We start from the raw sequence: 26,968 nt of genomic DNA, 5'->3' as shown, positions 1-26,968 counted from the left end.
AATCAACAAAATAGTAATCATCATGAGTTTAAAAACATTAACCGTAAAAAGCGTTCAGTACAACAATTGGGTAGTCAACAAATATATTGACTGGTTATCCACAAAATCTGATGAACAGCTTAATCAGGAAACCATTTCAAGCTTCCCGACTATTTTAAAAACGTTACATCACATCTGGCAAACTCAAGAGTACTGGTGGAGCCATATTGCAGAAAATAATGAATTCGATTTTGAAAAGACAGCGGCAGCAAGCAGTAAGGAAGAAGTTTTCAATGCCATTAAAAACAATTCACAAAAATTAGTAGATTATGTAGAAAGTCTATCTGAAGAAGATCTTTCTAAAAATGTAAAAATTGAATCCCAATGGTTTCAATGTGATTTCTCCAAATACGAATACATCCAGCATGCTATTCTTCACAGCACCTATCACAGAGGCCAAATTGTAACGATGGGAAGAAATGTAGGAATTACTGATGCTCCGATGACTGATTTTAACTTCTGGAATATTTATAAAGATCAGAAGTAAAAAATTCATTAACGAAATATTAAAAACGGAATAATAAAATACATCAGGATCATGAGAAAACAGCTTCTAAAACCTGTAAATTTTTCCGTTTTTAATCCTTTTTATACATTTCCCTTGCCAGAAAATATTGTATTAAAGTATCGCGGAAACACCTTATCTGAAACAAAAATGGCAATACCGGAAATACGAAAAATACATATAAAACCGATACTTATCCACAATATCATAATTTTAAAAAATTCTCCCATTCACTCACAGAGATGATTTTTCCGGTTTCCAGTACGTACATTATGGCAACCTGATCTTATTTGTACGTTATAAAAGATGTGGATAACTTTTATTACACATATAACCACTGTGGATAAAATATGGATAAGTTTTTTTCAAAACAATTCGAAACATCCCATAAACACATAATAAACTGCACTTTGACTCTGGAAAAAGCATATTTCAACAATGGATAATACCTTGTGGATATTTTTTGTGGATAACTTTTTCTGATCCTTTTTTCCCAAAAGCGTTTCCTGAAGGCACCTCATTTTATGAATATTTATTCATACTCATTTATGATTTATTTTTTGTAAATTGCATCAGATTAATAAGTCACCAACTAATGAAATATAAACCATGAAAAACACACCAACCATGAGAAAGAAAGGCTAATCTCTCCTATCCAAAACAGCCGGCCACTCATCTCAATGAGCTTCTGAAAAAACAGCTCAGCCTGTCCGGATAATTATTCCACTCAAAACATTACGTCCTATACTCACAGCATGATCATGTTGTGATAAGCAATTTTTATATCCATACACTAAATAATTCAAAAAAAATCCTTCATTCAAATGACAACAACAGACACCCAAGAACTCATCATTCCTTATATCGGGGAAACATCTCCTTACACCATCATCCCGGAACACATCATCTTAAAAGATAACAGTATAGAAACAGAACTTAACAACTGTAATTTTGAGAATGAAAATTTCCTTAAATTTTTGAAAACACTGGCATCTTTAGCAAGCTGCAGTTTGCACCAGGTTTTAAGCAATTCTGCAAAAGAAAAAACATACTTTATCGGAGAAAAACTCCGTATAAAAAAGATATCTTACAAAGATTCGCCAGCCTCTGTGACCATCACAGGAGAGAGCATACTGGAATCCGGAAGAAGAGGAAAAACCCATCTCACAGTAAAAGATAAAGTGTCGGAGGAAACAGTATATTCTTTCGAACTGGATCATTATATCATCACCAAGGAAACATTTAAGGCATTGTATAAAAATTATTTTGAACCGGATGTCATTATGTATTATGATGAAAAACTTCCGAAGACACAGATTATCAAGACATCCGCTGACCATCAGTTTATTATATCGATAGACCCTTTTACTCCCAATCAATGCAAAAGCCATTTTGAAAATTATCCGATAGTTCCATTTTTATTTGTTATGAAATGTATTTTAAGAGAAATCTTCCGTTTTTTCGGCGCTGACAATTGCCACGAAATCAACAACCTCGAAGGACATCCCACCAAAGCGATTCCCATTGAAACAAAATTGGAAGTGGATGTTTTTTACCAGACATTCCTAAAAGATCAAACGTATATAAAGTGTGAAATAAAAGATGCTTCAGGGTATTCTTACGCTGTTCTTATGATTAACCTTAAATCAAAATACACTAAATAAACAGTAGAACACATCAAATCCCTGCATCACATCAATGCAGGGATTATTAAATTTAATGTCATGAGACAGCCCTATGATACAAGCAAAATAATGTGGATAACTTTTTAAATATCTTATTTGACACATGGGTAAAATGTGGATAACTTTTCCCCACAACAAATAAATAAACAGAATACATTATTTATCAATAGATTATATTTAAATACAAAATATCCACCAATTAAAATTGTTGTGGATAAGTTATGTTGATAAGTTATCCGCATAGCATTTTAAAGTTTTTCATTATCAGAAACAGAAGGGCATTTATCTTCACCGGTCTTTTTGTACATTAGTTCCTCTAAAACTTCAATAAAAACAGACCCATGGAAAAATATACAAAGTCCTCAGACCATCAGAAAATATATTATAAAGAATCCGGCAGCGGAAAAACAACTCTTATCTTCGTTCATGGATGGCTGGGAAATTCAACGTGGTGGGACCATCAACAGGAATATTTCGATCATAAGTACCACGTCATCCAAATGGATCTGGCGGGCCACGGAAAGTCTGATTCCTCCAGGCAAAACTGGACAAGCGGATCGTATGCGGACGATATCAAAGCAGTAGCTGATGATATAGGTTCTTCGGAAATTATTCTTATCGGCCATTCCATGTCGGGCGCTTATGTCCTTGAGGCAGCATTGAAAATACCGAACGTAAAAGCAGTTGTCCTGATCGACACACTAAAGAATTTAGACGAATCTTATACTGAAGAACAAATAGAACAAACGCTCACCTATTACCGTAAAGACTTCAAAGATGCGGTAGAAAACTTCCTCCCTCAACATCTTTTTGCAGAACAGACGCCACCTGCCATAAGAGAGAAAATACAGCATGAATTTCTTCGGAATGAACCGGAACTGGCAGTTGATCTGCTCAGCCCGTTATACAAAACTGATTCAAAGGATATTGCCAAGCATCTCAAAGTACCGGTGGTTGCCATCAATTCTGACACCTCTCCTACCCATAGAGATGCTAACCGTAAGTATTTTAAAGAATACGATTATGTAACTATAGAGGGTGTCGGGCATTATCCTATGCTGGAAAAGCCTGAAGAATTCAATATTCTACTTGAGAATGCCATCAAAAACCTCATTTGATCATGCAGAATACCAAAATCTTCACAACAGCTTTCGCCAGTGTTTATCCACATTATATTCAAAAAGCAGAAAAAAAGGGACGCACCCGGGAAGAGGTACATGAAATTATATTCTGGCTGACCGGCTATGATGAGACAGCTTTGCAGGAAATACTGGATAACAGGACAGATTTTAAAACTTTTTTTGAAAATGCCCCGCAAATAAATCCTAATACCTCATTGATAACCGGAGTTATCTGTGGGTATCGCGTAGAAGAGATTGAAGATCAACTGATGCGAAACATCCGTTACTTAGACAAACTCATCGACGAGCTCGCCAAAGGCAAACCCATGGAGAAAATATTGAGAAAATAATATCATTCAAAATATCTGCAGAATACCATTCCTTACCGGGATGGTTTTTTGTGTCAACCCTTCGTACCTATCGAAAAATACTATCACAAAACTCTTCCTCAATTCAAAAAACTTCCCGAAATTAGCGCCCTGTGCGTTAAATACTATTCAATGAAATAAAAATTTAAATTACAACATACAGCAAAACTTAGTATAAGTTTTCTTCGGGGCAGGGTGCAATTCCCTACCGGCGGTTACAGTCCGCGACTCCTTTCTTTTGAAGGGACTGATCTGGTGAAATTCCGGAACCGACAGTTAAAGTCTGGATGGGAGAAGAAAATGAGATGATCGATAAGATTCCTTAGAGGCTCTTATGGAATCGTATTTCATTTCCATGTACCGAAGACTATTTTAACTTTTAAAAGTAAAATAACATGGAAAAATTATTAGAACAATTCGGAGCAACCTCCAAAGAACGTGTAGAAAAGGCACTTTCAACATTACAACAAGGAAAAGGCATTCTACTGGTAGATGACGAAAACCGTGAGAACGAAGGTGACATCATCTATCCCGCTTCCACCATTACAGAACAAGACATGGCACTTTTGATCCGCGAATGCAGCGGTATTGTTTGCTTATGTATTTCTGAGGAAAAAAGTAAGCATCTCAACCTCCGTCCGATGGTGGAAAACAACAATTCGAAAAATCAAACCGCATTCACCATTACGATCGAAGCTAAGGAAGGCGTAGAGTCCGGGGTTTCTGCAAAAGACCGGGTGACTACTATCAGAACAGCCGTAGCACCCAATGCCCTGGCAGAACATATTGCCAGCCCGGGACATGTTTTCCCTTTAATAGCCAAAAAAGGAGGTGTATTTGAAAGACGTGGCCATACCGAAGGCAGCGTTGATCTTGTAAAAATGGCAAACCTTGGCGATGATGCCGTACTTTGTGAGCTTACTAATGAAGACGGCTCTATGGCAAGACTCCCGGAAATTGCAGAATTCGCCGTTAAAAAAGGAATGACCGTCGTTACGATTGAAGATATATATGCGTACCGCAAAATGATTCTCAGCAACTAAAGTCACATCAGTTATTTAACGCACAATACGAATCCGTCTCACAAATTGTTTTGAGACGGATTCTTTTATTTTGGTTAAACAGTATAAATTTTAAAAAGTAGCTGCCGGCGCTGTTTCATTATTCAGTTTTCTTTGTATTTCCGTTTTTTTACCCTTTGAAAAATCATAACTGAGCCCCAGAATAAACATTGATTTATTATTCATGATCTGCGTGTGTAATCGATAGTCCACAAGGCTTTCCGGTAAACTTTTCGTTTTATATTCCGAAGGCATTCCTATCCAGTACATTCCTGTAGAAAAGGTCCAGTTTTTTAATTTATAACTGACAAAAATGTGATTCTGATTCTCATTGGTATTAAGAAAGGCCCCACTCAGGCTATATACAGGAATATTGAACATATATTGAAATGAAAACGACTTATATTCTGAAGATAATACAAACGAATTTCCTAAATAATTATTCTTAATCAATGCTCCCGAACTTGTTTTTATCGTCTCCGAAGTAGGCGTCAACACAAGCTTTACCACAAGAAGGCTATTGCCAAAAGGTTTATAAGAACCTGTTATCTGAGCTCCATACCTTTGCCCATTCTGTCCGTTTTCATAGGTCAAAGCATATCCTCCGCGTTCCTCATCCAGTACATAATACTGATTAATGACCCGATCCGTATACCTGTAAAATAAACCAGCATTAAAATCAAAATGTTTATTGTTAAAAGAATAAGTCAAAGCATTAGAAAAAACCTGCTGGGATTTTAAAAAAGGATTTCCCCGCTGTACGATATTGGGAGCCAGCTGTACAACATTACTGCTTAACGCATTACTTACAGGACTTACCGGACTAAAACTTCCCGTAAAGCGAAGGGTCTGATTATTTTTCAACTGATAACTTACAATAACTTTAGGAGTAAAAGTCCATTCATTAAAAGTATTCTCTGCACTCTTATTATGAATATTGGTGAGCCCAGCACCAATGCGATAGCTCAACTGACCAGCCTTACCTGAAAATTCAGAATAAAAATACTGCTCAAGATAATTGACATTATATCGGGAAAAGCCGCTCAGATTATTCAAATCATTGGAAATTGAGGTATTCGAAACCCGATATCCCGATGACAGTTTCCCTGCTTTAAAATCATGGGTATGTGCCAGCTCTCCTACCCAACTGGTTTGTTTAGCTTTAAGCGTCATATCATTATCATATACGGAAAGTCCGGAACCGATAACCCATTCCTGAGCGGTTTCTGAAGTACCAGTTGTATAATGAGATCCAACCAGATTAATGCTCAGCTCGTCTTTTTCACCGACCTTTTTAGAATAATAAAGATCCAGCTTAGGAATAACGTAGTCTGAGCCGTTATTTTTAAACATGGCATGTTCTTCGATAAGATTATCCTTTGTAAAAACACTTTGCCCTGTGCCTTTTGAAAATCTGCTGAAAATATTCATATCCAGCTTCGCCTGAAAAGCATAATCATCAGGGACCAGGCGTGTATAACGTAATGCCATATTCTGGTTGGTATATCCAAAATGATCTTTTCTGTTTTCATTAGAACGGTAATGCAATCCGCTTAACTGATAATCGTAAATACTGTTGACTCTCCTATCATTATAATCTCTTACATTTATAGAATATTCAAACCCGAAATCATTGCTACCTTTTGTAAAATTGGCATATGCAGAACCATTAACAAATCCAGTATTTAAAGCTGACGAAACATCTGCACCAAAAATATATCCTGTTTCCGTAGACTTGGTTAAAATGTTCACAACGGTATCTGCTCTTGCCGACCAGCGAGCGGGAGGAATATCATAATACTCTACTTTCACTACTTCGCCGGGAGCAATACTACGGATTTGCAGGTCGGTAGCTTCTATGCCGTTGATCAGAAATAGTGTGGTCCCCCCCTTCGTACTCGTAATGGTATTGGATACAGGATCAAGCTGTAATTCAGGAAGAGTTTTCAGTAAATCTTTGGCATATCGCGCTCTTTCGAGCACTTCCTTATCAAATGTATACACCGCTTTATCCGCAAACTGTTTTTTACGTTGTGATTTTATAATGACTTCCTGAATGTCTTTCGTCTGTGAAGCAGTCGCAGTGTCTTTGCTTTTTTCCTGTGAAAACAATAGGTTCCCGCAAAGAACAAATAGGGTGTATAACGTTTTTTTCATGTCAGGCAGATTATACCTTTAGGACAATTCACTTTTAAAATTCGTTACACTTTATTATTCCATATCAAATAAAAAACAGATCAATTATGATTTTGTAATAGAATTTTTTTCGTTAATTATTTTTATTATGTTAAATTCAGCCCGTTTTTTGCTGGTACTTTTTAACACCACAAAACAAATAGAACATGAAAAAAGCAATCATACCTGTCCTCTGCTTCCTTTTTTCAGAAGTAAGCGCACAGGAAATTTCTGGTCCCACAGGGGAAAGGATGAATATCGTCAAGACCAATGTCACCGGCTATGTATTCAGAAATATCAATCTGTCTTATGAGAGAGCTTTCACCCAATGGTTTTCTATTAATATCGGTTTCGGAACAATGCCCGAAGGAAAAGTACCGTTCATTAATGCCTTTCTGAAAGATAAAGATGAGAAGAGATTTGAAAATCTTCGGGTAAAAGCAACCAACTTTACCATTGAACCCAGATTCTACCTGGGACAAGGTTATGGAAAAGGATTTTATATTGCTCCTTATTACCGGTATTCTGATGTTTCATCGAATACTTTCGATTTTTATTACGATTATAATGGCCCTGATGGAAACACCTATCAGATTCCCCTTAAAGGCGGAGGAAGTGCCAAAGGAAACAGCGGCGGAGTAATGGTTGGGGTACAGTTTTTCCTCACCAGAAGCCAGAACCTTGTTCTTGATTTCTGGATCGCAGGAGCCCATTACGGAGGCGGAAAAGGTGATTTCAGTATGACCTCCGATTATATACTTACCCCGGATATGCAGGCACAGCTTAAAAAAGAAATTGAAAACCTCGACATCCCTTTTGTAAAATATACCGTAGAAACCGATGCCAATGGTGCCAGAATAAAAGTAGACGGACCATGGGCCGGCTTCAGAAGCGGACTTTCCCTGGGGTATAGATTTTAAAAACATTATCGAAGGCCTTTACAACCGTTCTTTTTTCAGGGCGGTTTTGTTTTTCATCGAAATTTGTATTTTAGCTGTCATCAGACTAAATTTTTTGGGATTATAAAACCATGGACACATCCACTATTACTACCGCTCAGAGAATCAAAGCCATTGTCGGCGGTTCTATCGGAAACCTTGTAGAATGGTACGACTGGTACGCATATGCTGCCTTTGCCATTTATTTTTCACATTCGTTTTTCCCGGATTCCGATCTTAATGCGCAGTTGATGAATACCGCAGGAATCTTCGCTGTTGGTTTTCTGATGCGCCCTATCGGTGGGTGGCTGTTTGGGAGTATTGCGGATAAAGTCGGAAGAAAAAAAGCTATGACGCTTTCTGTTCTTCTCATGTCATTTGGTTCGTTACTTATTGCGCTTACTCCAACTTATAATTCAATAGGTATTTTAGCGCCTCTCCTTCTATTGCTTGCCAGATTACTCCAGGGATTGAGTGTTGGTGGCGAATATGGTGTTTCTGCCACTTATCTTAGTGAAATGGCCACCCGGGACCGGAGAGGATTTTATTCAAGCTTTCAGTACGTCACTTTAATTGGCGGACAACTTATCGCCCTGGGTATCCAGCTTATTTTACAAAAACTATTATTAACAGAGGCTCAGCTGGAAGACTGGGGATGGAGAATTCCTTTTGTAATCGGCGCTATATTATCTGTTATTGCGTTATATCTTCGGGCTAATCTTCATGAAACGGAGGCTTTTGAAAATAAAAAAGAAGTCAGTGAAAAGAAAAAAGGGACGGTAAAAGAACTTTTCAAACATCCTAAGGCTTTGCTTACTGTGGTAGGGCTTACATTAGGAGGTACCCTGGCATTCTATACCTACACCACTTACATGCAGAAGTTTCTGGTCAATACAGTACAACTGACCAAGGAGGAATCTACTTTAATTTCATTTATTTCCTTATTTATTTTTGCCTGTCTACAACCTATCTTCGGGGCTTTATCTGATAAAATCGGAAGACGACCACTCCTTTTAGGTTTTGGAATCCTGGGAACCCTTTTCACAGTACCGCTTCTCACCGCATTAAGCACGACAACATCTATGTGGGGCGCATTTTTACTGATCATGGCAGCATTAATTATCGTGAGTGGCTATACTTCTATCAACGCAGTGGTAAAGGCAGAGCTTTTCCCTTCTGAAATAAGGGCTCTCGGTGTGGGTCTTCCCTATGCGGTTACTGTTGCCGTATTTGGAGGAACGGCAGAATACATTGCCCTCTGGTTTAAGAAAATCGGGTCCGAAGAATATTTCTACTGGTACATTACAGGATGTATTTTATTTTCCCTGATTGTGTATGCAAGAATGAAAGATACCAAAAAGACCTCGGCACTTGATAAAGATGTATAAAAAACTTATACAATCGGCGCCGCAGATTCTCTGCGGCGCCGATATATTTTAATGGTAGGCTTGTTTAAATTTTTCAATCATACTATCCAGCGTATGGCGTTGGACGTATATACTTTTTACCTCTTCGTACCTCGGTGATTTGTAGAAAACCTCGTGAAAATCCATACTTCCGTTTCCTACTTTCACTACTTTTTGTACTTCGATATTCAACTTTTTCAACTCGTCTTTAAAGACTTTAAATTCATCTTGGATACTACTGCTCATTTATATTTTCTGATTTAATTAAAATTCCAATTTTATTCTGTTTACCCCTGTCAATCTTAGGGGTTACGTTTCAAATTCCGAATAAAGTTACTAAATTTATCAATACAAAATAAGACTTTATCAATATTTTACTACTTTTTTTACCAATAGATAATTCATTTCTTCCTATGAATGTATATTTCGTATTTTCAAGGTGGTAAAAAAAGTGATAACAACTCACCGAAAACTATGAATACTAAAGCATTTTTCACATTATTCTTCGTCGGTCTTCTTACGATTATCCAGGCACAGAAGCCGGAACTCAAAGCACCCGATTATTCTTCAATTCAAAAGAATATTGAGGATAAAAATTCAGAATTTTATTATCCCATTCTTTTAAAAAGACTCAAAGAGAATGATCCTTCGCTTACCGGCAGTGAATACCGTCACCTTTATTTTGGATATACTTTTCAAAAAGGATACAAGCCTTACAAAACAGGAAAGAAAGCTGAAGAAGTTTCAAAATATTATCGCGGGGAAGGTATTTCTGAAAAAGATCTTTCAAAAGGAATTCAACTGTTCCGGGATGTTTTGGATGAAAACCCGATGGATCTGCGCGCCATGAATTACCTGGCTTACCTGTATCATTTAAATAAAGATGATGCTACAGCAGAAAAAATTGCAGGAAGCTTCCACGGTTTATTAAATGCCATTCTTACTTCGGGAGATGGCTTACAATGTGAAACAGGATTCCATGTTATTTCTGTGACTGATGAATATGTGGTTTTGAACAGGTTTCAGATGGAGTCTGCGTCACAAAGCTCAAACTCAAAATGTGACTATCACCAATTTGAGCAAGGAAAATATAAAATTCCGGGATTCTACTTTAACATCAGTAGATTTTATGGAAAAATATTAGATTAATATAATAATGAATAGTCACGAACAATCTGAAGGCATCAGGGAAAACCTGACGGATTAATTAATAAATTTGAAAAACTTAATAATTCAGTTAAAAAAATCTAAGGATGAACAATCAGAAAAGCCACTGGGAACATGTGTATGAAACGAAGAATCCGGACCAGGTAAGCTGGACGCAGACTAAACCACAAACATCAATTGATTTTATTATTTCCTGCGGATTAGGAAAAGAAGCAAAAATTATTGATATCGGTGGCGGTGACAGTAATCTTGTTGATTTTCTTCTTGAAGAAGGATACGAAAACATTACGGTTCTTGATATTTCGTCCAAAGCTTTAGAAAAAGCCAAAGAAAGACTGGGCACAGCCGCTGAAAAAGTGCAATGGATCGCAACTGACATCACTGAGTTCACTCCAACCGAAACGTATGACATCTGGCATGACAGAGCCGCTTTCCATTTTCTGACAACCCCTGAACAGGTCTCAAAATATATTGATATCGCGAAAAAAAATGTCACCGGATGTCTGATCATTGGAACTTTTTCTAAAAACGGTCCTACAAAATGCAGCGGTCTGGATATTAAGCAATATGATGAAGAATCACTATCCCATGTATTCGGGAATGATTTTGAAAAAATAAAATGTATTACTGAAGATCATACCACTCCTTTCGGAACCACACAAAATTTTGTTTTCTGCAATTTTAAAAAGCGGTTATAAAATGTATGTTTTTTTAATTTATTTTTTTTCGCTTCCCCCCTTAAATAAAAAAGAAATCTCTTCAGTACATATTTACGATGCTTCCGGAAGGTTGTTAATGAGAAAACGGACATTAAATCAGCGGAGTTCAAATATCCGGTTGATCAGAAAAATATAATCATCACTGTAACGGCAGTACTGGAAGACGGAAAAGCAATAATTAAAAAATTAAGATTCTCAGTATCATTCATAAAAAAGAGAGCTTCGCGCTCTCTTTTTCAGTATTTGTTTTATTTTTTTTCTTCCTCCATTTCCACTTCATGACGAAGCTGCGCTTTGTATAAGGTAGCATAATACCCGTTCTTGTCTAAAAGATCTAAATGCTTTCCTTCCTCTACAATTTTACCATGCTCCATGACGATGATTTTATCTGCCTTCTCAATAGTGGAAAGTCTGTGGGCAATAATAATGGATGTTCTGTTTTTGGTAATTTTTTCGGTAGCCCGCTGGATTAATTTTTCACTTTCGTGGTCAATCGATGACGTTGCTTCATCAAGGATTAAGATTTTAGGATCTGATAAGTAAGCTCTTAAGAAAGACAACAACTGTCTCTGACCTAATGAAATAGATGAGCCTCTTTCACTTACTACGTAATCATATCCGCCGGGAAGCTGCTCAATAAACTGATCGACTTCAATTTCTTTAGCACCTGCCTTTATCTTTTCCAGGGTAATCGTATCATCTCCAAAAGAAAGATTTTCAAAAATACTTCCATGGAAAAGGAAAACATCCTGCAATACAACTCCGATATGACTTCTCAGGTTGTACAGTTCATAATCTTTTAAAGCGACATCATCAATCAGGATATTTCCGGAATTGATATCATATAATCTTGTAATCAGGCTGATAATCGTAGATTTTCCCGCACCAGTAGCTCCAACAATAGCTACAGTCTCTCCGGGGTTTACTTTAAAATCTATTCCTTTCAATACTTCCTGCTTATCATCGTAAGCAAAATGTACTTTCTTGAATTCTATTTTCCCGTCAAACTGATCTTTTTGTACTGTTCCCGTATTCGGCATTGCATTATCTTCATCCATCAGACCCAACACTCTTTCTGCCCCCACAATACCTCTCTGGATATTATTGAAACGGTCTGCAATCTGTCTGAGAGGACGGATCAGCATTGAAATATATTGAATAAACGCAATCACCACTCCGGCACTGATGGTTATATACCCTCCATAGAACAGGATAAATCCGATAAACAAAGAGGAAATAAGTTCCACAACAGGAAAAAACAAAGAGAATATGAAAACCGTTCTCAACAATGCTCCTTTCAACGTAATGTTGATATCATCAAATTTTTTAAACTCTGCATCTTGCCTGTTGAAAACCTGAATAATAGACATTCCGGCTAATCTTTCCTGGACGAAAGAGTTTTGATTGGCCGTCCAGTTCCTCTCATCCCCGAATGCTTTTTTCAGTCTCTTCTGGAAAAACCTGGTGATCACTACCATCAGAGGTAAAATTGCCAGGGTAATATAACTGAGATGAACATTGGTGCTGAACATCATCACCAAAACAAATACAATTCTCAGGATATCCCCAAATACCATCAGGAATCCGTCTGTATATACGGTCGCAATGGTCTCTACATCACCTACAGCACGGGTTACCAGCTGCCCGATCGGCGTTTTATCAAAAAATGAGGTTTTAAAATAGATCAGCTTGGCATATAATCTCTCTCTGATATCACGGATTACATTTTGGGAAATAAAGTTTGAAAAATAAACCAGGAAAAAGTTTAAAATCGTTTCAGCAAATACCAGTCCCACCAAAATGTAGATATGCTTCATCATTAAAGCCTTATCTTTCAGCTTTGTGATATCATTATCTACAACTTGCATCGTCAGATAGGGCCTGTATGTAGAAACTATTGAAAGGATGATGGAAATTACTAATGTAAGGATGAACCAAGAACGAAATTTCATTCCAATAAAGAACAGCCTTTTTATAATTCCCCAGGTATCTTGTTTTTTCATTGTTCGGATCGAAGAAAAGAATTAAAATTCTATGCAAAAATAAGACTTTATAACCGGACTGCCTTTACAAGTTGAGTAATTCGTGATAGAAAATTTCTGATACCTATTATTTACAGAATGAATAGCATAGGGACTTCAACCAGGAAAATAATATCAGAATCCTAACAGCTCTGCCCTACTGTCATTCATCAAACTCATATCCCACATCCACCAGATACAATCCGTGCCCGGGAGCTGAGGTTCCCGCTGCATTACGGTTCTTGTCTTCAATCACCTTTCTCATATCTTCGGGTTTTAGTTTTCCGGTACCGATCTCCACCATGGTTCCTACGATGGCACGCACCATATTTCTGAGAAAACGATTGGCGGAAACGGTAAATTTCAGTTCTGTTCCGTTTTGCTCCCACTCTGCCTTGTACATTTTGCAGATATTGGTTTTGTTGTCTGTTTTTAACTTTGCAAAACTTGTAAAATCTTCATATTCAAATAAAATCTTACAGGCTTCGTTCATTTTATCTATATCCAGAGATCTTTTCCAGTGCTGCCATGCATATTCCTGCGTAAACGGATTTTTTTCCAGCGAAATATAGTATTCATAGGTTCTGTAGGTGGCATCAAAACGGGCATGGAAATCATCCCTTACCTTAAAAATTCTTTTAATAGAAATATCTGGGGGTAAAAAGCTATTCAGCCTGCGTGGAAGCTCAGGGCTAAGCTCTTGCTCCGTATCAAAATGGGCAAATATTTTCTTGGCATGAACTCCGGTATCCGTTCTTCCGGCACCGGTTGTTTTAATCTCTTCTCTTAAAATGGTGGAAAGTGCTTTTTCCAGTTCTTCCTGCACGGAAACGGCGTCCGGCTGTATCTGGTAGCCGAAATAATTCTTTCCGTTGTAAGAAAATTCAATAAAGTATCTCAAAGTATAATAATAACTCCACAAAAATACTTTAATTTAACAAATATTTGTTGAAAAGTCTTTGAGAATATTACACCAAATGCTTATGAAAATTCCTATTTTTGCATTCGTATGAAAAGATGGTACCTTTATCCTTTTTCCCTCGGTTATCATTTGGTAACGGGTATCCGGAACACAATGTATGATCTGGGAATTTTTAAGTCGACAAAATTTAAGACACCGATAATCAATGTCGGGAACCTGTCTGTGGGTGGAAGCGGAAAATCGCCGATGGTGATGTATCTTGCCCAGTATTTATCCAAACATTACAGGACCGGAGTCCTTTCACGAGGTTACGGAAGGCTCACCAAAGGCTATGAAGTGACCAACTACGAAAGTAATTATAAAATCGTGGGAGATGAAGCGATGCAGTTATTTGAACGTTTCAAGAACCGTTTTGTCATCGCTGTTTCCGAAGAACGTGTGCCCGGTGCCAAAAAGGTGATCGAAGATATGGATCTGAATGTACTGGTATTGGATGACGCTATGCAGCACAGAGCTATAAAAGCCGGCTTCAATATTTTGATGACCGATTTTAATGATCCTTATTTTAAAGACTATCTTCTTCCTGCCGGAGACCTTAGAGAATCCAGAGCAGGGGCAAAGAGAGCTGATATCATCATGGTCAGCAAATGTCCTGATGAGCTGACAGAAGAAACGAAAAGATATTATATCTCGAGAATCCGTCCTTCATATAACCAAAAAGTATTCTTTTCATCCATCGGGTATGATGAGAATGTGTACGGAAAAGACAAAATGCTTCCCGACAATAACCTGAATTATTACGATATTCTTTTAATCACAGGAATTGCCAACCCCAAACCTCTTTTGGAGCATCTGTCAAAATTCTCAAAAAGAGTGACCCATCTGAAGTTCAGGGACCATCATAATTTCACGGATGATGATATTAAAAAAATCCTTGCGGAGTATAAAAAATTAGGAGAATATAAACTGATATTAACCACAGAGAAAGACTATGTCCGTCTGAAAACTTTTGACTATCTTAGAGAAATCGTTTACTACTGGCCTATCAATGTTTTGATTGATAAAAAAGAAGAATTCGATAAAATCATATTGGATTATGTTAAAAAAAATTAGAGAGACAGCGGATTTCATCAAAAATATCATTCACGAAACGCCTGATTTTGCTGTCGTTTTAGGATCAGGACTTGGAAAACTGCAGCATGAAGTAGAAGCTATTCATGTTTTAGAATACAAAGACATTCCCAATTTTCCGCAAACCACCGTTGCCGGACATAGTGGAAAATTAATTTACGGCACCCTGGAAGGTAAAAAAGTTCTGATGATGAGCGGCCGTTTTCACTATTATGAAGGTCATTCTATGGAAACCGTGACATTCCCAATCCGGGTATTTCATCTTCTGGGAATTCAGAATCTCATTCTATCAAATGCCTGTGGCGGGGTAAATCCTGCATACAGCGTTGCTGACATCGTTATTGTAAAAGATCATATCAACATGATGCCTGAGCATCCGCTTCGCGGTAAGAATATCGATGAGCTCGGTCCCCGTTTTGTGGACATGAGCGAACCTTATAACAAAAAAATGATTGCTGTGGCTGAACAAGCCGCTTCTGACCATACTATCAAAATCCACCAGGGAGTTTACGTAGCCTTACAAGGCCCCACATTTGAGACTCCTGCCGAATATGGTATGATAAAGGCCATTGGCGGTGATATGGTAGGAATGAGTACGGTTCCCGAAGTCATTGTAGCCAGACATATGGGAATGGATGCCTTCTGTATTTCCGTGATCACAGATTTAGGCGGGCCGGATATTGCCTTTGCCGTTTCTCACGAAGAAGTTTTAAATGCAGCTAATAAAGCCATGCCGAATGTAATTGCAGTGGTAAAAGGCTTGATCAGAAATTACTCTTAATTACCACATTAATATTTAATTTTTCAGCTTACAAGCCTATTTAATCAGGGTGTTTAAGTTTCTGATATTTCAGTTTTCTCCAATTCGTGTAGATTCGAGATATTATTGGCAAAAAAAGTATTCATAGAATTTTTCAATCGATCAATTTTCCGTGGCATCAATTGCAATTCATTGTTTAGCTTTGTATAAATGAAATTGTACAAAATGAGAAAGTTCTTATTAATTTTTATGATAGGTATCTTTGGATTAAGTTATTCACAAAAGGTACCCACCGTTCTTAAAAAAGGCTTTTCAAAAGAAGCTTTGAAACAAAAACTGGAAGATGAAGATGGAAAAGCAATTACTATCCAACAGATCCTGGATCAGCATAAAGGCAAAGTAATGGTGATCGACTTTTGGGCAGGATGGTGCAGAGACTGTCTTCAGGCCCTCCCAAAAGCTGAGGAATTAGAAAAAAACAATCCAAATGTAGATTTTGTATTCCTTTCATTGGAGAGATCAAAAGAAGGTTTTGATAAAAGCCTGACAAGATTCAATATGAAGGATAAGGATAACTATTGGTTTGCGTCAGGATGGAAAAATGACTTCAACAATTATGTGGATCTTAACTGGATACCAAGATATATGGTAATTGACCAGAAATCAGCCATAGCAAAATATTATGCCATTTCTCCTGAAGATCCGGAAATTCAACAGACCATCGACCGTCTATTAAAATAATTGAGATGTAGCTTTTAGCCCATAATAGGACATGTGCTAAAACGATATCTTTCACACCATATTCAACCATTCAACACCATGATCATAAGAGAAGCCACAGAGCAGGATTTGGAAATTTTATTAGAATTTGAGCAGGGAATAGTTTCAGCAGAACGACCTTTTAACATTACCCTTATTGATGGAGAAATCCATTACTATGATTTGAGCCATTTTATAAAGTCTCCGGATGCGACACTGATTGTAGCAGAAGAGAACAATGAAATTATTGGCTCGGGGTATGCCCTGATCAAAAAAGCCGAAAAATATTATTATACTTTTGAGCAATATGCTTATCTGGGGTTTATGTATGTAAAACCTGAATACAGAGGAAAAGGCATTAATAAAGTCATCACCGACGAACTGATCAGCTGGGCAAAGTCCAGAGATATTCCGGAAGTACGGCTGGATGTGTATGCTGAAAATGAATCTGCTGTAAAAGCCTATGAAAAGGCAGGTTTTGAACCTCATCTTCTCACGATGAGACTGAAGCAGTAAAAAGCTGGAAGCAGGGAAACAGAAGATCGAAGTAATTGCTGTGAAGGTATAATCCGTTATTTTTTAACTAATTTTCAGGAAACAGTTATTAATTTTTATAACATACTATAAAAATTTACCGTCAATACAGGAATCCATATCTTTGTGATATGGATTTTTCTTTGCCGCTTCGTAAAATTATACATGTAGATATGGACGCATTCTATGCCTCCGTGGAGCAGCATGATAATCCCAGCCTTAAGGGGCAGCCCATTGCTGTAGGTGGTGAGCATCGTGGCGTGGTTGCAGCAGCCAGTTATGAAGCCAGAAAATACGGTGTGCGATCTGCCATGCCCAGTAAGACTGCCAAAGAAAAATGTCCGCATCTTATTTTCGTTCCTCCCCGTTTTGCCCGGTATAAGGAAATATCAAAAAAGATCAGAGAGATTTTTTATGAATATACTGATCTTGTAGAACCTTTATCACTGGACGAGGCGTATCTGGATGTTACGGAGAATAAAAAAGGAATGGAGTCTGCCAATGCCATTGCCAGAGAAATTCGTCAGAAAATATTTGAAGAAACCGGCTTAACAGCTTCTGCAGGGATTTCTGTGAATAAATTCCTTGCCAAGGTCGCTTCAGACATCAATAAACCTAATGGGCAGAAAACCATTCATCCGGATAAAGTAGAAGGTTTTCTTGAAGAATTGCCTGTTGAAAAATTTTATGGTGTAGGAAAGGTTACTGCTAACAAAATGTTCAGTTTAGGGATTTATAAAGGAAAAGATTTAAAGAAAAGATCCCTGGAAGATCTGGTAAGGATTTTTGGTAAATCCGGAAAGCATTATTATAACGTCGTGCGTGGGATTCATACTTCTGAAGTGAAGCCTCATCGGATCCAGAAAAGCGTTGCAGTGGAGAGAACTTTTTTTGAAGATCTTTTTGATGAACAACAAATTAATGAAAAATTGGAAAGCCTGGGAAATGAACTTCATCAAAGGCTGCAGAAAAATAATATCCTGGGAAGAACATTAACCTTAAAAATTAAGTATAAAGATTTCTCTCTTTTCACAAGAAGTATTACGAGAGACGAATATTTTACTTCGCCTGAGCAATACTTAAATACAGGGAAAAAGCTTTGGGAACTTCGCCCCTACGATAAAGCGGTCCGCCTTCTGGGACTGTCTCTCTCCCACCTTAACACGGAAGAAAAAAAACAGGTATCTGTTCAACTAAAAATCCCGTTTGAAGAATTCGAGAGTGAATAGGTTATATTTTTTCACTACCTTGTATCCACCAAATCTTCAAAATATATGAACCCGACAATGATTCAATTCTTCCACTGGTATTCCGAAGGGGATGGAAAGCTATGGAAGGAAGCCGAAAAACAAGCCCAATATTTAGCAAAACTGGGAATTACTTCCGTATGGTTTCCTCCCGCCTATAAAGGGACAAATGGTGGCTTTTCCACAGGATATGATGCCTATGATCTGTATGACCTCGGAGAATTTGACCAGAAAGGAACCATCGCCACAAAATATGGTACCAAAAATGATTATATAAAAGCGATCAAGGCACTAAAAAAACAAAATATCGAAGTCATTGTAGATATTGTATTGGGGCATAAAGCCGGTGGTGATGAGCTTGAAAAGTTCAAGGTGGTAAAAGTGGATGAAGACAACCGGGAAAAAATCATTTCGGATGTTATCGAAATTGAATCTTACACTAAATTTACTTTTCCGGGGAGAGGAAAAAAATACTCAGATTTCGAATGGAATTTTACCTGCTTCAGCGGAGTAGATTATGCTGAAGGGATGGAATCTCACATTTATAAGATCCTGTCTGAATACGGAGACGACTGGGAAGAAATGATCCATGATGAGAAAGGCAATTACGATTACCTGATGTATAACGACATTGAACACCGAAATCCTTTTGTAAGGGAAGAACTCAACAAATGGGCGAAATGGTATTTTGATCAGACCGACTTTGACGGAGTAAGGCTTGACGCCCTGAAGCATATATCTTTTGACTTTTATAAAGAATGGCTTACCCTTCTTCGTTCCAATTCAGAAAAAAATATATTTGCCGTCGGTGAATATTGGGCTCCGGGTTACCTTCATCTTCTGCAAAAATACATTGAAGTCACGGAAGGATGTATGAGTCTATTCGACAGCTCCTTACAAAACAATTTCCATAATGCATCTAAGGAAGGAAGCAGCTATGATCTGCGAAGAATTTTTGATGAAACGCTTACCCAGGCAGATCCTCTTCATTCGGTAAGTATTGTTGCCAACCATGATACACAGCCTCTTCAGGATTTGGAAGCTCCTGTTGACTCATGGTTTAAACCTCTGGCTTATGCTTTAATTTTATTAAGAAAAGACGGCTATCCATGTGTTTTTTATCCCGATCTGTACGGTGCTCATTATATAGATAAAGATTCAGGAGGCCACGATCAGGAGATTTTTATGCCCAAAGTAGATGGCATTGAAGAGCTGCTTACTGCACGAAAAGACTATGCATATGGGGAGCAGCGTGACTACTTTGAGGATGTCAATTGTCTTGGATGGGTGCGTGAAGGCGACGAAGAACACGCGGGATGTGCTGTGGTTTTAAGCAATAAAGATGCCTATAACAAACCTATGGAAATGGGAAAATCATATGCCGGGAAACAATTCAGAGACCTTTTGAAAAGATATAAAGAAACAGTTACCATTGATGAAAACGGATGGGGAGATTTTCCTGTACCAGCCGGAAATGTAAGCGTCTGGATTCCTGAATAGAATAATGCAAACACGATTTAAAATAACAAAAGCGTACAAAATGATGTACGCTTTATTATTTTTATTATTTCCATTAACATCTGATACCACGGCAGCTCCACGGATCCGGAGCCCATTCACAGCAAAAATTGCTTTCGTCAGAAAAGCAACATATATTATCCCTGATAATGATCCCCCCTGTTAAGTGTTTAAGTTCCTGTCGTTCGATTTTCTTCGCGTTTTTGAGATTTGTTTTTTTCATAATTATTATATTTTGAATTTAAATACTATTAAATATACAAAAAAAAGCATTTATAACTACATGAAATCTAGCAACAACAGGATTTCGTCTATTAATAAGATGAGATTAAAGTTTCTGAAGCTGGAGGATGTCAGGTCTTTCAGACTTATCAGAAATAGTACCTGTTCTTGCAAATTCTGCCCACAGCGCTCTTAATTTCCGGCCGTTCTCATGAATATTTTTCCATGGAATATCCTTGAGCATTTCTGAATCTTTCCAGGCATCCTCATTACCAAAAATCAAAGGAAGATCGATACAATGAGGGGCCCCGATATGGTTTTCTTTTAAACGTGAATGAATTCTGAACAAGTATACATTACCTCCGCCCTGTTTATGGTTTTCTGCAAATTTTCTGGCCGGTGTTCCGTAAATAAATTCTGTAGTGGTTTCCACTGTTTTATCCATAATCTTTAATCCCCAGCCTTTCCCGAAATATTTATTCAAAGCTTCGGAGGTTTTAAGGTAAAAAGCCGTTTCATTATTATTGAGCCCAATCAAAACATCATATTTTTTAGCATCAGACCTCCATTTATCCAGAGCTTCTTCTTCTGAACATAGCGGATAATATCCATATTGAGGGCCAAAAGGCATCGCTGCTTTCAAACCATACTTCATGACGGAAGGCACGTATTTTTTATAATCTTCCATCATTGTATAGACATTTGTTTCACCTTTCAGGATCTCTGTTTTCTGCAGAAATTCAGCCGCCATCTTTTTCCTGTTATGGCGCAGCCCCAGTGGTGCGCTTTGGATGATTACCCGCTGAAACAAATGATCTACATCATCAGAAATCATGAGGTGAGCAATAGCATCTCCGCCGGAAGACTGTCCTAAAAGAGTAATATTGTCCGGATCACCACCAAAATCACTGATATATTTTTTTATCCATTTCAGAGCTTCAATGATATCCAACAGTCCAAGATTCGGAGGTCTTTGATCGCTTCCTCCTAAAAAGCCAAAAAGCCCCAGTCGGTATGAAACTGTGACGACAATGATCTCTTGCTCCCTTACCCATTCTGTAGGATCAGCGGTAGGCAGATCTCCACAGCCTATTTCATGAGAACCTCCGTGAATCCAGACAACAACAGGAAATTTACTGTTTTCAATAGTATTCTCGGGGCGATATACCGAAAGATACTGAGTAGCTTCATCTGGCTCAAAACTTTCAACCGGTGTGGGGGCAATCATTTTTTCAACAAGAGGGCTTAATGCCTGCGGGCACACAGGAATTTTATCAGGAAAAACAAATTCTGAAAAGGAATCTGCCGGAACCGGTCTCTGAAATCTTTCAGAATGGGCATAGCGAATGCTTTTAGCCTTAATAATTCCGTTTTCTTTTATGGCCGGAATGTTCCCGAAACGTGTTTTAAAGACATGGCTTCCTCGGTGATTGGGTGTCATTTTTAAAAATGTTAAAAATTCTTACCCTTAAAATTACCTTTGTTTTTTGACAACAGAAAATAATTTAAACATAAATATCCGTTCATCACCATTGTCCTATGCATTTTAGTTCAGGGTTTTGTATTCACTCGGAGAGAGACCTACTTTGGTTTTAAATAACCTTGTAAAGTGTTGTGGATATTTGAAGCCTAACTCATAAGAAATTTCACTGATGGATTTTCCGTGCGCTACAATTTGTTCCTTGGCCACGTCGATCAGTTTATTGTGAATAAATTCCTGCGGGGAAATTCCCAATTCTTTTTTAATCAGGTCTCCAAAATAATTCGCAGAAAGGTTCAGTTTTTCGGCGAAGTAATTCACCATGGGAAAGCCGATATTTTTAGGGTTTTCAGATTTCAGATACTCATCGACCAGGTTTTCAAATTTTCCGATAAGTCCCTGGTTAATATGATCTCTGGTGATAAACTGGCGGTCATAGAAACGCATACAGTAGTTTAAAAACAGTTCTATATTATTAACAATTAATGACTTGCTGTGTTTATCAATGGATTGTTCGAGTTCATGCTTTATATTTTTAAAACATTCCAGGATAATTTCTCTTTCTTTTTCTGAAAGATGCAGGGCTTCATGAACATCATAGGAAAAGAAATTATATTCCTTTATATTTTTACCAAGATTGGTTCCTTTCAGCAAATCCGGATGAAAGATCAAAGCAAAACCGGCCGGCTGAATATATTTCCCCCGGTTATAAATTCCATAGGTTTGTCCGGGAGCAATAAATACCAATGTTCCTTCCTGGTAATCGTAGCTATGTTTTCCGTACAACATATCTCCACACATTACATCTTTCAGGAAAACAGTGTAAAAACCGAATGTTCTTCTGTGCTGACAAATGGGATCTGATTTGGAAAAATCAATGATACTGACCATTGGATGCAATGTTTCATGATTGGCCATTTTATTATATTCCGAGACGCTGTTATAGATTTCAACCTCCTGATTTTCCATGAAGTATATTTTTATTATTCAAAATTACCAATTTCCTGATGAACTCACAGGATGTCTGTAAAATTGGTAAGTAATTCGGTAATCTGTATAAGCAAGGTTTATCCGAAAGTATCGAATTTTGTACCGTTATAGAAACTTTTTCAACGTATTAACTTAAAATCAAATACAACAATGACCACATTTACAGTAAAAGCTTATGGTGCAGAAAACACCACTGCAGACCTGAAAGAAATGAATATTGAAAGAAGAGAGGTAACATCCAAAGATGTAGAAATTGATATTCTATACTGTGGGGTATGTCACTCTGACCTTCATACGGCAAGAAACGACTGGGGCGGAACAATCTATCCTGCAGTTCCGGGACATGAAATTATCGGAAGAATCACAAAAATAGGCAGCGAGGTTTCTAAATTTAAAGTTGGGGACCTTGCAGGTGTAGGATGTATTGTAGACTCCTGCGGACACTGCGAAAGCTGCCAGCACGATCTTGAGCAATATTGTCTGAACGGATTTACGGGAACTTATAACGGACATGATAAGCATTCGGGAGGACATACTTTCGGTGGATACTCTCAAAAAGTAGTGGTAGATTCCCATCATGTTTTAAAGGTTCCTGAAAACCTTGACCCTGCAGCTGTGGCTCCTGTTCTTTGTGCCGGAATCACTACGTGGTCTCCTTTAAGACATTGGAACGTAGGCCCCAACTCCAAAGTTGCCGTTGTAGGGCTAGGCGGATTAGGGCATATGGCCATTAAGCTGGCTAAAGGACTTGGAGCTGAAGTAACTTTATTTTCAAGAACTCCGGGAAAAACCGAGGATGCTAAACAATTAGGAGCTGATCATGTAATCATTTCTACAGATGAAGATCAAATGAAATCAGTGAAAGGGAAATTTGATGTGATCATTGACACCGTTCCTTACGTTCATGATGTAAATCCGTACGTAGCCACTCTTACTATCAACGGAACTCATGTGCTTGTGGGATATCTTGGAGGTCTGGAACCTATTCTTAATACCGTTCCTATGATTATGGGCAGAAAATCAGTTGCAGGATCTGTTATCGGCGGTATTGCTGAAACTCAGGAGCTCTTGGATTTCTGCGGTGAGCATAATATCGTTTCGGAGATTGAAATGATCAAAATGCAGGAAATTAATGAGGCTTATGAAAGAATGCTGAAAAGCGATGTAAAATACCGTTTTGTGATTGATATGAAGTCACTATAATTCTTCTCTTTTTTAATAAGGTAAGCAGGTTCTTTGAGGACCTGCTTTTTTTGCTTTGGAAGGTTTGAGCCTATTACTATCGATGTTGTATCGAACAGCAAGCTATACAGTATAGGTATTTTTGCACTGTATATCATTCCTTTCCATATCCTGAAATGCCCATTCGGCCATGGCTTCTATCACCGTTCCAAGTTCCTGTCCTGCTTCACTCAGCCTATAGGTTACATGTGGAGGGACTACAGGTTTCGCCGTTCTGATGATCAGGCCGTCTGCTTCCAGCTGTTTTAAGTGCTGAATCAGCATTTTCTCTGTGACTGCAGGAATTGCTCTTTTCAATTCGCTGTATCTTTTTTCACCGGTGGCCAGGTTGAACAGAATAATAGGTTTCCAGAAACCACCAATTCTCTCCATCACATACATTACAGGACAGTCCTGTACTCCCTTCCTGTTCTCCTGAATGGTTGAGCTTTCTTTAATTGCTGTCATAATTCTACATACTTTAGGGTAAGTACTTGTATAAAAGTAAGTACAAATATAACTTTGTCTTCGGAAAGAAAAAAATATTTATTATGAAATCGCAGTCACTTGATCAATTTGTACAAAATAATCAATGCATAGCGACTTCATATGACAGTAAAAATCAATAAAAAATTGACATATGAAAATTGTAATCACAGGATCGTTAGGAAATGTTGCTAAACCACTAACTGAACAATTAGCAGCAAACGGACACCAAATTACTGTAATCAGCAGTAATGAAGCCAAAAAACAGGATATTGAATCATTGGGGGCAACTGCAGCTATCGGATCTATTACGGATGCAGACTTTTTAACCAAAACTTTTGAAGGAGCGGATGCCGTTTTTGTAATGACACCTCCGGCAATCAGTGCAACGAATATTGTTCAGAATACCATTAATGCAGGGAAGAATTATGCTGAGGCATTAAAAAAGACAGGAGTAAAAAGAGCTGTCATGCTTAGCAGTGTCGGAGCAGGCTCTCCCGTAGAAAACGGACCTATTAAAGGACTTCACGCTATTGAAAATCTTTATAAGGATGTTGAGAACACTTCATTTACATTCCTGAGGGCAGGTTATTTTTATAATAATTTCTTCAATGATATTCCTTTAATTCAGAATGCAGGAATCATTGGGGGCAACTACCCTGAAGGTTCCAGCATTCCGTTAGTACACCCTCATGATATTGCCAAAGCAGCAGCAGAGGAGCTCGTTGCAAATGAAAGTGGAAAGAATATAAAATACATTGTAAGCGATATTCGTAATGCTGCAGATTTTGCTAAAGTATTGGGTGCTGCTGTTAACAAACCCGAGCTGCCATGGGTTGAATTCTCTGATGAGGAGGCCCTGAACGGTATGCTACAGGCGGGACTTCCACAGGATATGGCGGAACTGTATGTAGAAATGGGAAAAGGAATGAGAACCGGGGTGGTACAAAAGGATTTTATTGACCACGGCTCACCTGTTGCCGGAAGTGTAACACTTGAAGAGTTTGCGAAAGAGTTTTCTTCGAAGTTTTAAGGCATAAGTAAGGAAGCTGGAGGCAGATGATCGTTTGAAAGTGGTATTTTTTCAACAAATCTCAAGATTCTTTATCTTTTAAACGGATTTCGGCGCACCAAAGGTGCGCCGAAATCCGTTTTGAATATCAATTTTAGCTTTAGCTTCAACTGTGATTATTTTTCCTTAAGAATTCCCCGTAAAACCTTTTGCTTTCCGTCGATAGGCTGATCAATTTTTAATCCCAAAACCTCAGCTACCATAGGATAAACATTAATATTGTTAAACTCGCCAATCGCTATATGATTCTTGAATTCAGGTCCCCAAGCATAGAATGTAGCTTTCATTTCAGGAACGACTCTCGGATTATATCCATGTTTCCCTACAGAAGACTTTTTTCCTTTTTCTAAAAATATCTTGGGAGCTTTAGGAAGTAAAAGAATCTGTCCTATTCTGTTGTATTGGTCATCTCTGGTTGCAAAATGAAGATATTTCGGAAGTCTCTTATCCAGATACACTTCATAATCATCTGTTTTATGAGCTTTTAGTTCTTTATAAACAGATTTTACCTCATCAGGATTTTTGACAAATACTCTCAGTAAAGTCTGAGAATTATAAAAATCGAATCTGTTTTTATCTAAAAGAAGAGCAGGAATTTCTAAAGGTGCGCCGCCATCTACTTTTATCATTCCATGATCGGAAACAAAAACAAAATTGACATTTTTCAATCCCAGGTCACTTACTTTCTGAACCAAATCTCCGATAGCGTTATCAATCAGATGAACGGCAGTTTCCGTTTCCTTGCTATCAGGGCCAAAATGATGTCCGCTTCCATCTACTTCAGGGAAATAAAGTGAAATAAAGTGCGGCCTTTTGTCTTCGGGAAGTTTCAGCCAGTTAACTACTTTTTCTACTTTTTCAGATGGGGTAAATTTTTCATGGTACGGATAGTAATAAGACGGTCTTATTCCTCCCGCATCACTGGCAGAACCTACCCACATTAAAGAAGCGGAGACCATCCCCTGTTTTTCTGCCAATCCCCATAGCGGAATGCCACCATACCAGCTTCCGTCTTCAGCATTCTTTTTATTACTCATGGCATAGGCTTCGTTTTTCTTGTAGTCATAGAAAAAATTATCTATCAAACCATGATGAGAAGGATAAAGCCCTGTAATCAGGCTCCAGTGATTAGGAAATGTGATACTCGGGTAGCTCGGAATCATCGCTTTTGCCTGCACTCCGTTTCCGGATAGCTTCAACAGATGCTCAGCATTGTACTTTTTAGCATAATCATATCGAAAACCGTCGGTGGAGATCATGATCACGTAGGGCTTCGACTGAGCTTCTAAACTGTTATGCCTTCCCGGAACAACTACCTGGGCCGTATCAATAACAGGTTGCTGGGCAAAAACCGTAAAGGAAAGCAACAGCAGTAAAAAATGTAATCCTCGCTTCATTGTTTAAAAATTTCGGCAAAGTTA

At 38.0% G+C, this 26,968-nt stretch carries 26 protein-coding genes and 1 riboswitch; of the genes, 17 read left to right on the top strand and 9 right to left on the bottom strand.

Going from position 1 to position 26,968, the window contains the following annotated elements:
* Nucleotides 1–22 precede the first annotated feature (22 nt).
* From M030_RS0123090 to ribB, 5 genes are all read left to right on the top strand, one after another.
* Nucleotides 23–526 (top strand): DinB family protein, encoded by a 504-nt coding sequence (locus M030_RS0123090; RefSeq protein WP_027375574.1) that lies wholly within the window; start codon nucleotides 23–25, stop codon nucleotides 524–526.
* An 842-nt stretch (nucleotides 527–1,368) separates the two neighbouring features.
* A complete protein-coding gene (locus M030_RS0123085; RefSeq protein WP_027375573.1) occupies nucleotides 1,369–2,208 on the top strand; it encodes a hypothetical protein in 840 nt (279 codons plus the stop codon).
* Between the two features lie 362 nt (nucleotides 2,209–2,570).
* Nucleotides 2,571–3,347: an alpha/beta fold hydrolase gene (locus M030_RS0123080; protein ID WP_027375572.1), complete on the top strand. Its 777-nt coding sequence runs from the start codon at nucleotides 2,571–2,573 to the stop codon at nucleotides 3,345–3,347.
* Nucleotides 3,348–3,349: 2 nt separating this feature from the next.
* Entirely contained in the window at nucleotides 3,350–3,700 is a 351-nt protein-coding gene (locus M030_RS0123075) for a DUF2200 domain-containing protein (protein ID WP_027375571.1), read from the top strand.
* A gap of 195 nt (nucleotides 3,701–3,895) precedes the next feature.
* Nucleotides 3,896–4,021, top strand: a riboswitch (FMN riboswitch).
* A 92-nt stretch (nucleotides 4,022–4,113) separates the two neighbouring features.
* Nucleotides 4,114–4,761 (top strand): 3,4-dihydroxy-2-butanone-4-phosphate synthase, encoded by a 648-nt coding sequence (ribB, locus tag M030_RS0123070; RefSeq protein WP_027375570.1) that lies wholly within the window; start codon nucleotides 4,114–4,116, stop codon nucleotides 4,759–4,761.
* Between the two features lie 90 nt (nucleotides 4,762–4,851).
* On the opposite strand, the gene M030_RS0123065 is transcribed toward ribB, so the two are convergent.
* Nucleotides 4,852–6,936 (bottom strand): outer membrane beta-barrel protein, encoded by a 2,085-nt coding sequence (locus tag M030_RS0123065; RefSeq protein WP_027375569.1) that lies wholly within the window; start codon nucleotides 6,934–6,936, stop codon nucleotides 4,852–4,854.
* 185 nt (nucleotides 6,937–7,121) lie between these two features.
* Between M030_RS0123065 and M030_RS0123060 the strand changes: the two genes are divergently transcribed.
* Both M030_RS0123060 and M030_RS0123055 read left to right on the top strand, forming a co-directional pair.
* Complete coding sequence (locus tag M030_RS0123060; protein ID WP_027375568.1) at nucleotides 7,122–7,874, top strand: hypothetical protein; 753 nt, start codon at nucleotides 7,122–7,124, stop codon at nucleotides 7,872–7,874.
* 110 nt (nucleotides 7,875–7,984) lie between these two features.
* A complete protein-coding gene (locus tag M030_RS0123055; RefSeq protein ID WP_027375567.1) occupies nucleotides 7,985–9,280 on the top strand; it encodes an MFS transporter in 1,296 nt (431 codons plus the stop codon).
* A gap of 48 nt (nucleotides 9,281–9,328) precedes the next feature.
* Here M030_RS0123055 and M030_RS0123050 read toward each other — a convergent pair whose 3' ends face one another.
* The gene (locus tag M030_RS0123050; RefSeq protein WP_027375566.1) at nucleotides 9,329–9,544 is read right to left on the bottom strand and encodes a hypothetical protein; all 216 of its coding nucleotides are present in this window, start codon (nucleotides 9,542–9,544) and stop codon (nucleotides 9,329–9,331) included.
* 228 nt (nucleotides 9,545–9,772) lie between these two features.
* On the opposite strand from M030_RS0123050, the gene M030_RS0123045 reads away from it, so the two are divergent.
* Together M030_RS0123045 and M030_RS0123040 are read left to right on the top strand one after the other, a co-directional pair.
* Complete coding sequence (locus M030_RS0123045; RefSeq protein ID WP_027375565.1) at nucleotides 9,773–10,447, top strand: DUF4919 domain-containing protein; 675 nt, start codon at nucleotides 9,773–9,775, stop codon at nucleotides 10,445–10,447.
* Between the two features lie 104 nt (nucleotides 10,448–10,551).
* Complete coding sequence (locus tag M030_RS0123040; RefSeq protein WP_027375564.1) at nucleotides 10,552–11,163, top strand: class I SAM-dependent methyltransferase; 612 nt, start codon at nucleotides 10,552–10,554, stop codon at nucleotides 11,161–11,163.
* Between the two features lie 269 nt (nucleotides 11,164–11,432).
* Here M030_RS0123040 and M030_RS0123030 read toward each other — a convergent pair whose 3' ends face one another.
* Nucleotides 11,433–13,187 carry an ABC transporter ATP-binding protein gene (locus M030_RS0123030; protein WP_027375563.1) on the bottom strand — a complete coding sequence of 585 codons (1,755 nt, stop codon included), beginning with the start codon at nucleotides 13,185–13,187 and terminating at the stop codon, nucleotides 11,433–11,435.
* 181 nt (nucleotides 13,188–13,368) lie between these two features.
* The gene (gene truA, locus M030_RS0123025; protein WP_027375562.1) at nucleotides 13,369–14,127 is read right to left on the bottom strand and encodes a tRNA pseudouridine(38-40) synthase TruA; all 759 of its coding nucleotides are present in this window, start codon (nucleotides 14,125–14,127) and stop codon (nucleotides 13,369–13,371) included.
* Nucleotides 14,128–14,214: 87 nt separating this feature from the next.
* On the opposite strand from truA, the gene lpxK reads away from it, so the two are divergent.
* The 6 genes from lpxK to M030_RS0122995 all read left to right on the top strand — a co-directional run bounded on the left by lpxK (nucleotide 14,215) and on the right by M030_RS0122995 (nucleotide 20,058).
* Entirely contained in the window at nucleotides 14,215–15,240 is a 1,026-nt protein-coding gene (lpxK, locus tag M030_RS0123020) for a tetraacyldisaccharide 4'-kinase (protein WP_027375561.1), read from the top strand.
* Nucleotides 15,224–16,039, top strand: coding sequence for a purine-nucleoside phosphorylase (locus M030_RS0123015; protein WP_027375560.1), 816 nt, complete (start codon nucleotides 15,224–15,226; stop codon nucleotides 16,037–16,039). The genes lpxK and M030_RS0123015 overlap by 17 nt, the downstream gene beginning before the upstream one ends.
* 204 nt (nucleotides 16,040–16,243) lie before the next feature.
* The gene (locus M030_RS0123010) at nucleotides 16,244–16,759 is read left to right on the top strand and encodes a TlpA family protein disulfide reductase (RefSeq protein ID WP_027375559.1); all 516 of its coding nucleotides are present in this window, start codon (nucleotides 16,244–16,246) and stop codon (nucleotides 16,757–16,759) included.
* Nucleotides 16,760–16,837: 78 nt separating this feature from the next.
* Nucleotides 16,838–17,293: a GNAT family N-acetyltransferase gene (locus M030_RS0123005; protein WP_027375558.1), complete on the top strand. Its 456-nt coding sequence runs from the start codon at nucleotides 16,838–16,840 to the stop codon at nucleotides 17,291–17,293.
* 149 nt (nucleotides 17,294–17,442) lie between these two features.
* Nucleotides 17,443–18,540: a DNA polymerase IV gene (dinB, locus tag M030_RS0123000; protein WP_027375557.1), complete on the top strand. Its 1,098-nt coding sequence runs from the start codon at nucleotides 17,443–17,445 to the stop codon at nucleotides 18,538–18,540.
* 45 nt (nucleotides 18,541–18,585) lie between these two features.
* Nucleotides 18,586–20,058, top strand: a complete 1,473-nt coding sequence (locus M030_RS0122995; RefSeq protein WP_027375556.1) for an alpha-amylase — start codon at nucleotides 18,586–18,588, stop codon at nucleotides 20,056–20,058.
* Nucleotides 20,059–20,131: 73 nt separating this feature from the next.
* Here M030_RS0122995 and M030_RS25690 read toward each other — a convergent pair whose 3' ends face one another.
* The 3 genes from M030_RS25690 to M030_RS0122985 all read right to left on the bottom strand — a co-directional run bounded on the left by M030_RS25690 (nucleotide 20,132) and on the right by M030_RS0122985 (nucleotide 22,747).
* A complete protein-coding gene (locus M030_RS25690; RefSeq protein ID WP_155857885.1) occupies nucleotides 20,132–20,299 on the bottom strand; it encodes a hypothetical protein in 168 nt (55 codons plus the stop codon).
* 105 nt (nucleotides 20,300–20,404) lie between these two features.
* Complete coding sequence (locus M030_RS0122990; RefSeq protein WP_027375555.1) at nucleotides 20,405–21,739, bottom strand: carboxylesterase family protein; 1,335 nt, start codon at nucleotides 21,737–21,739, stop codon at nucleotides 20,405–20,407.
* Between the two features lie 105 nt (nucleotides 21,740–21,844).
* On the bottom strand, nucleotides 21,845–22,747 hold the full coding sequence (locus M030_RS0122985; protein ID WP_027375554.1) for a helix-turn-helix domain-containing protein: 903 nt from the start codon (nucleotides 22,745–22,747) through the stop codon (nucleotides 21,845–21,847).
* 171 nt (nucleotides 22,748–22,918) lie between these two features.
* Here M030_RS0122985 and M030_RS0122980 point away from each other — a divergent pair, with 171 nt between their 5' ends.
* A complete protein-coding gene (locus tag M030_RS0122980; protein WP_027375553.1) occupies nucleotides 22,919–23,971 on the top strand; it encodes an NAD(P)-dependent alcohol dehydrogenase in 1,053 nt (350 codons plus the stop codon).
* Between the two features lie 102 nt (nucleotides 23,972–24,073).
* Here M030_RS0122980 and M030_RS0122975 read toward each other — a convergent pair whose 3' ends face one another.
* Nucleotides 24,074–24,457: a winged helix-turn-helix transcriptional regulator gene (locus tag M030_RS0122975; RefSeq protein WP_027375552.1), complete on the bottom strand. Its 384-nt coding sequence runs from the start codon at nucleotides 24,455–24,457 to the stop codon at nucleotides 24,074–24,076.
* 172 nt (nucleotides 24,458–24,629) lie between these two features.
* Between M030_RS0122975 and M030_RS0122970 the strand changes: the two genes are divergently transcribed.
* Nucleotides 24,630–25,508 carry an NAD(P)H-binding protein gene (locus M030_RS0122970; RefSeq protein WP_027375551.1) on the top strand — a complete coding sequence of 293 codons (879 nt, stop codon included), beginning with the start codon at nucleotides 24,630–24,632 and terminating at the stop codon, nucleotides 25,506–25,508.
* A 155-nt stretch (nucleotides 25,509–25,663) separates the two neighbouring features.
* On the opposite strand, the gene M030_RS0122965 is transcribed toward M030_RS0122970, so the two are convergent.
* Nucleotides 25,664–26,944, bottom strand: a complete 1,281-nt coding sequence (locus M030_RS0122965) for an ectonucleotide pyrophosphatase/phosphodiesterase (protein WP_027375550.1) — start codon at nucleotides 26,942–26,944, stop codon at nucleotides 25,664–25,666.
* Nucleotides 26,945–26,968 lie beyond the last annotated feature (24 nt).

Source organism: Chryseobacterium sp. UNC8MFCol, assembly GCF_000482305.1.
Taxonomy (GTDB): domain Bacteria; phylum Bacteroidota; class Bacteroidia; order Flavobacteriales; family Weeksellaceae; genus Chryseobacterium; species Chryseobacterium indologenes.
The sequence above is the reverse complement of the archived record's forward strand: the minus strand, read 5'-3'. Positions and strand labels throughout refer to the sequence as shown.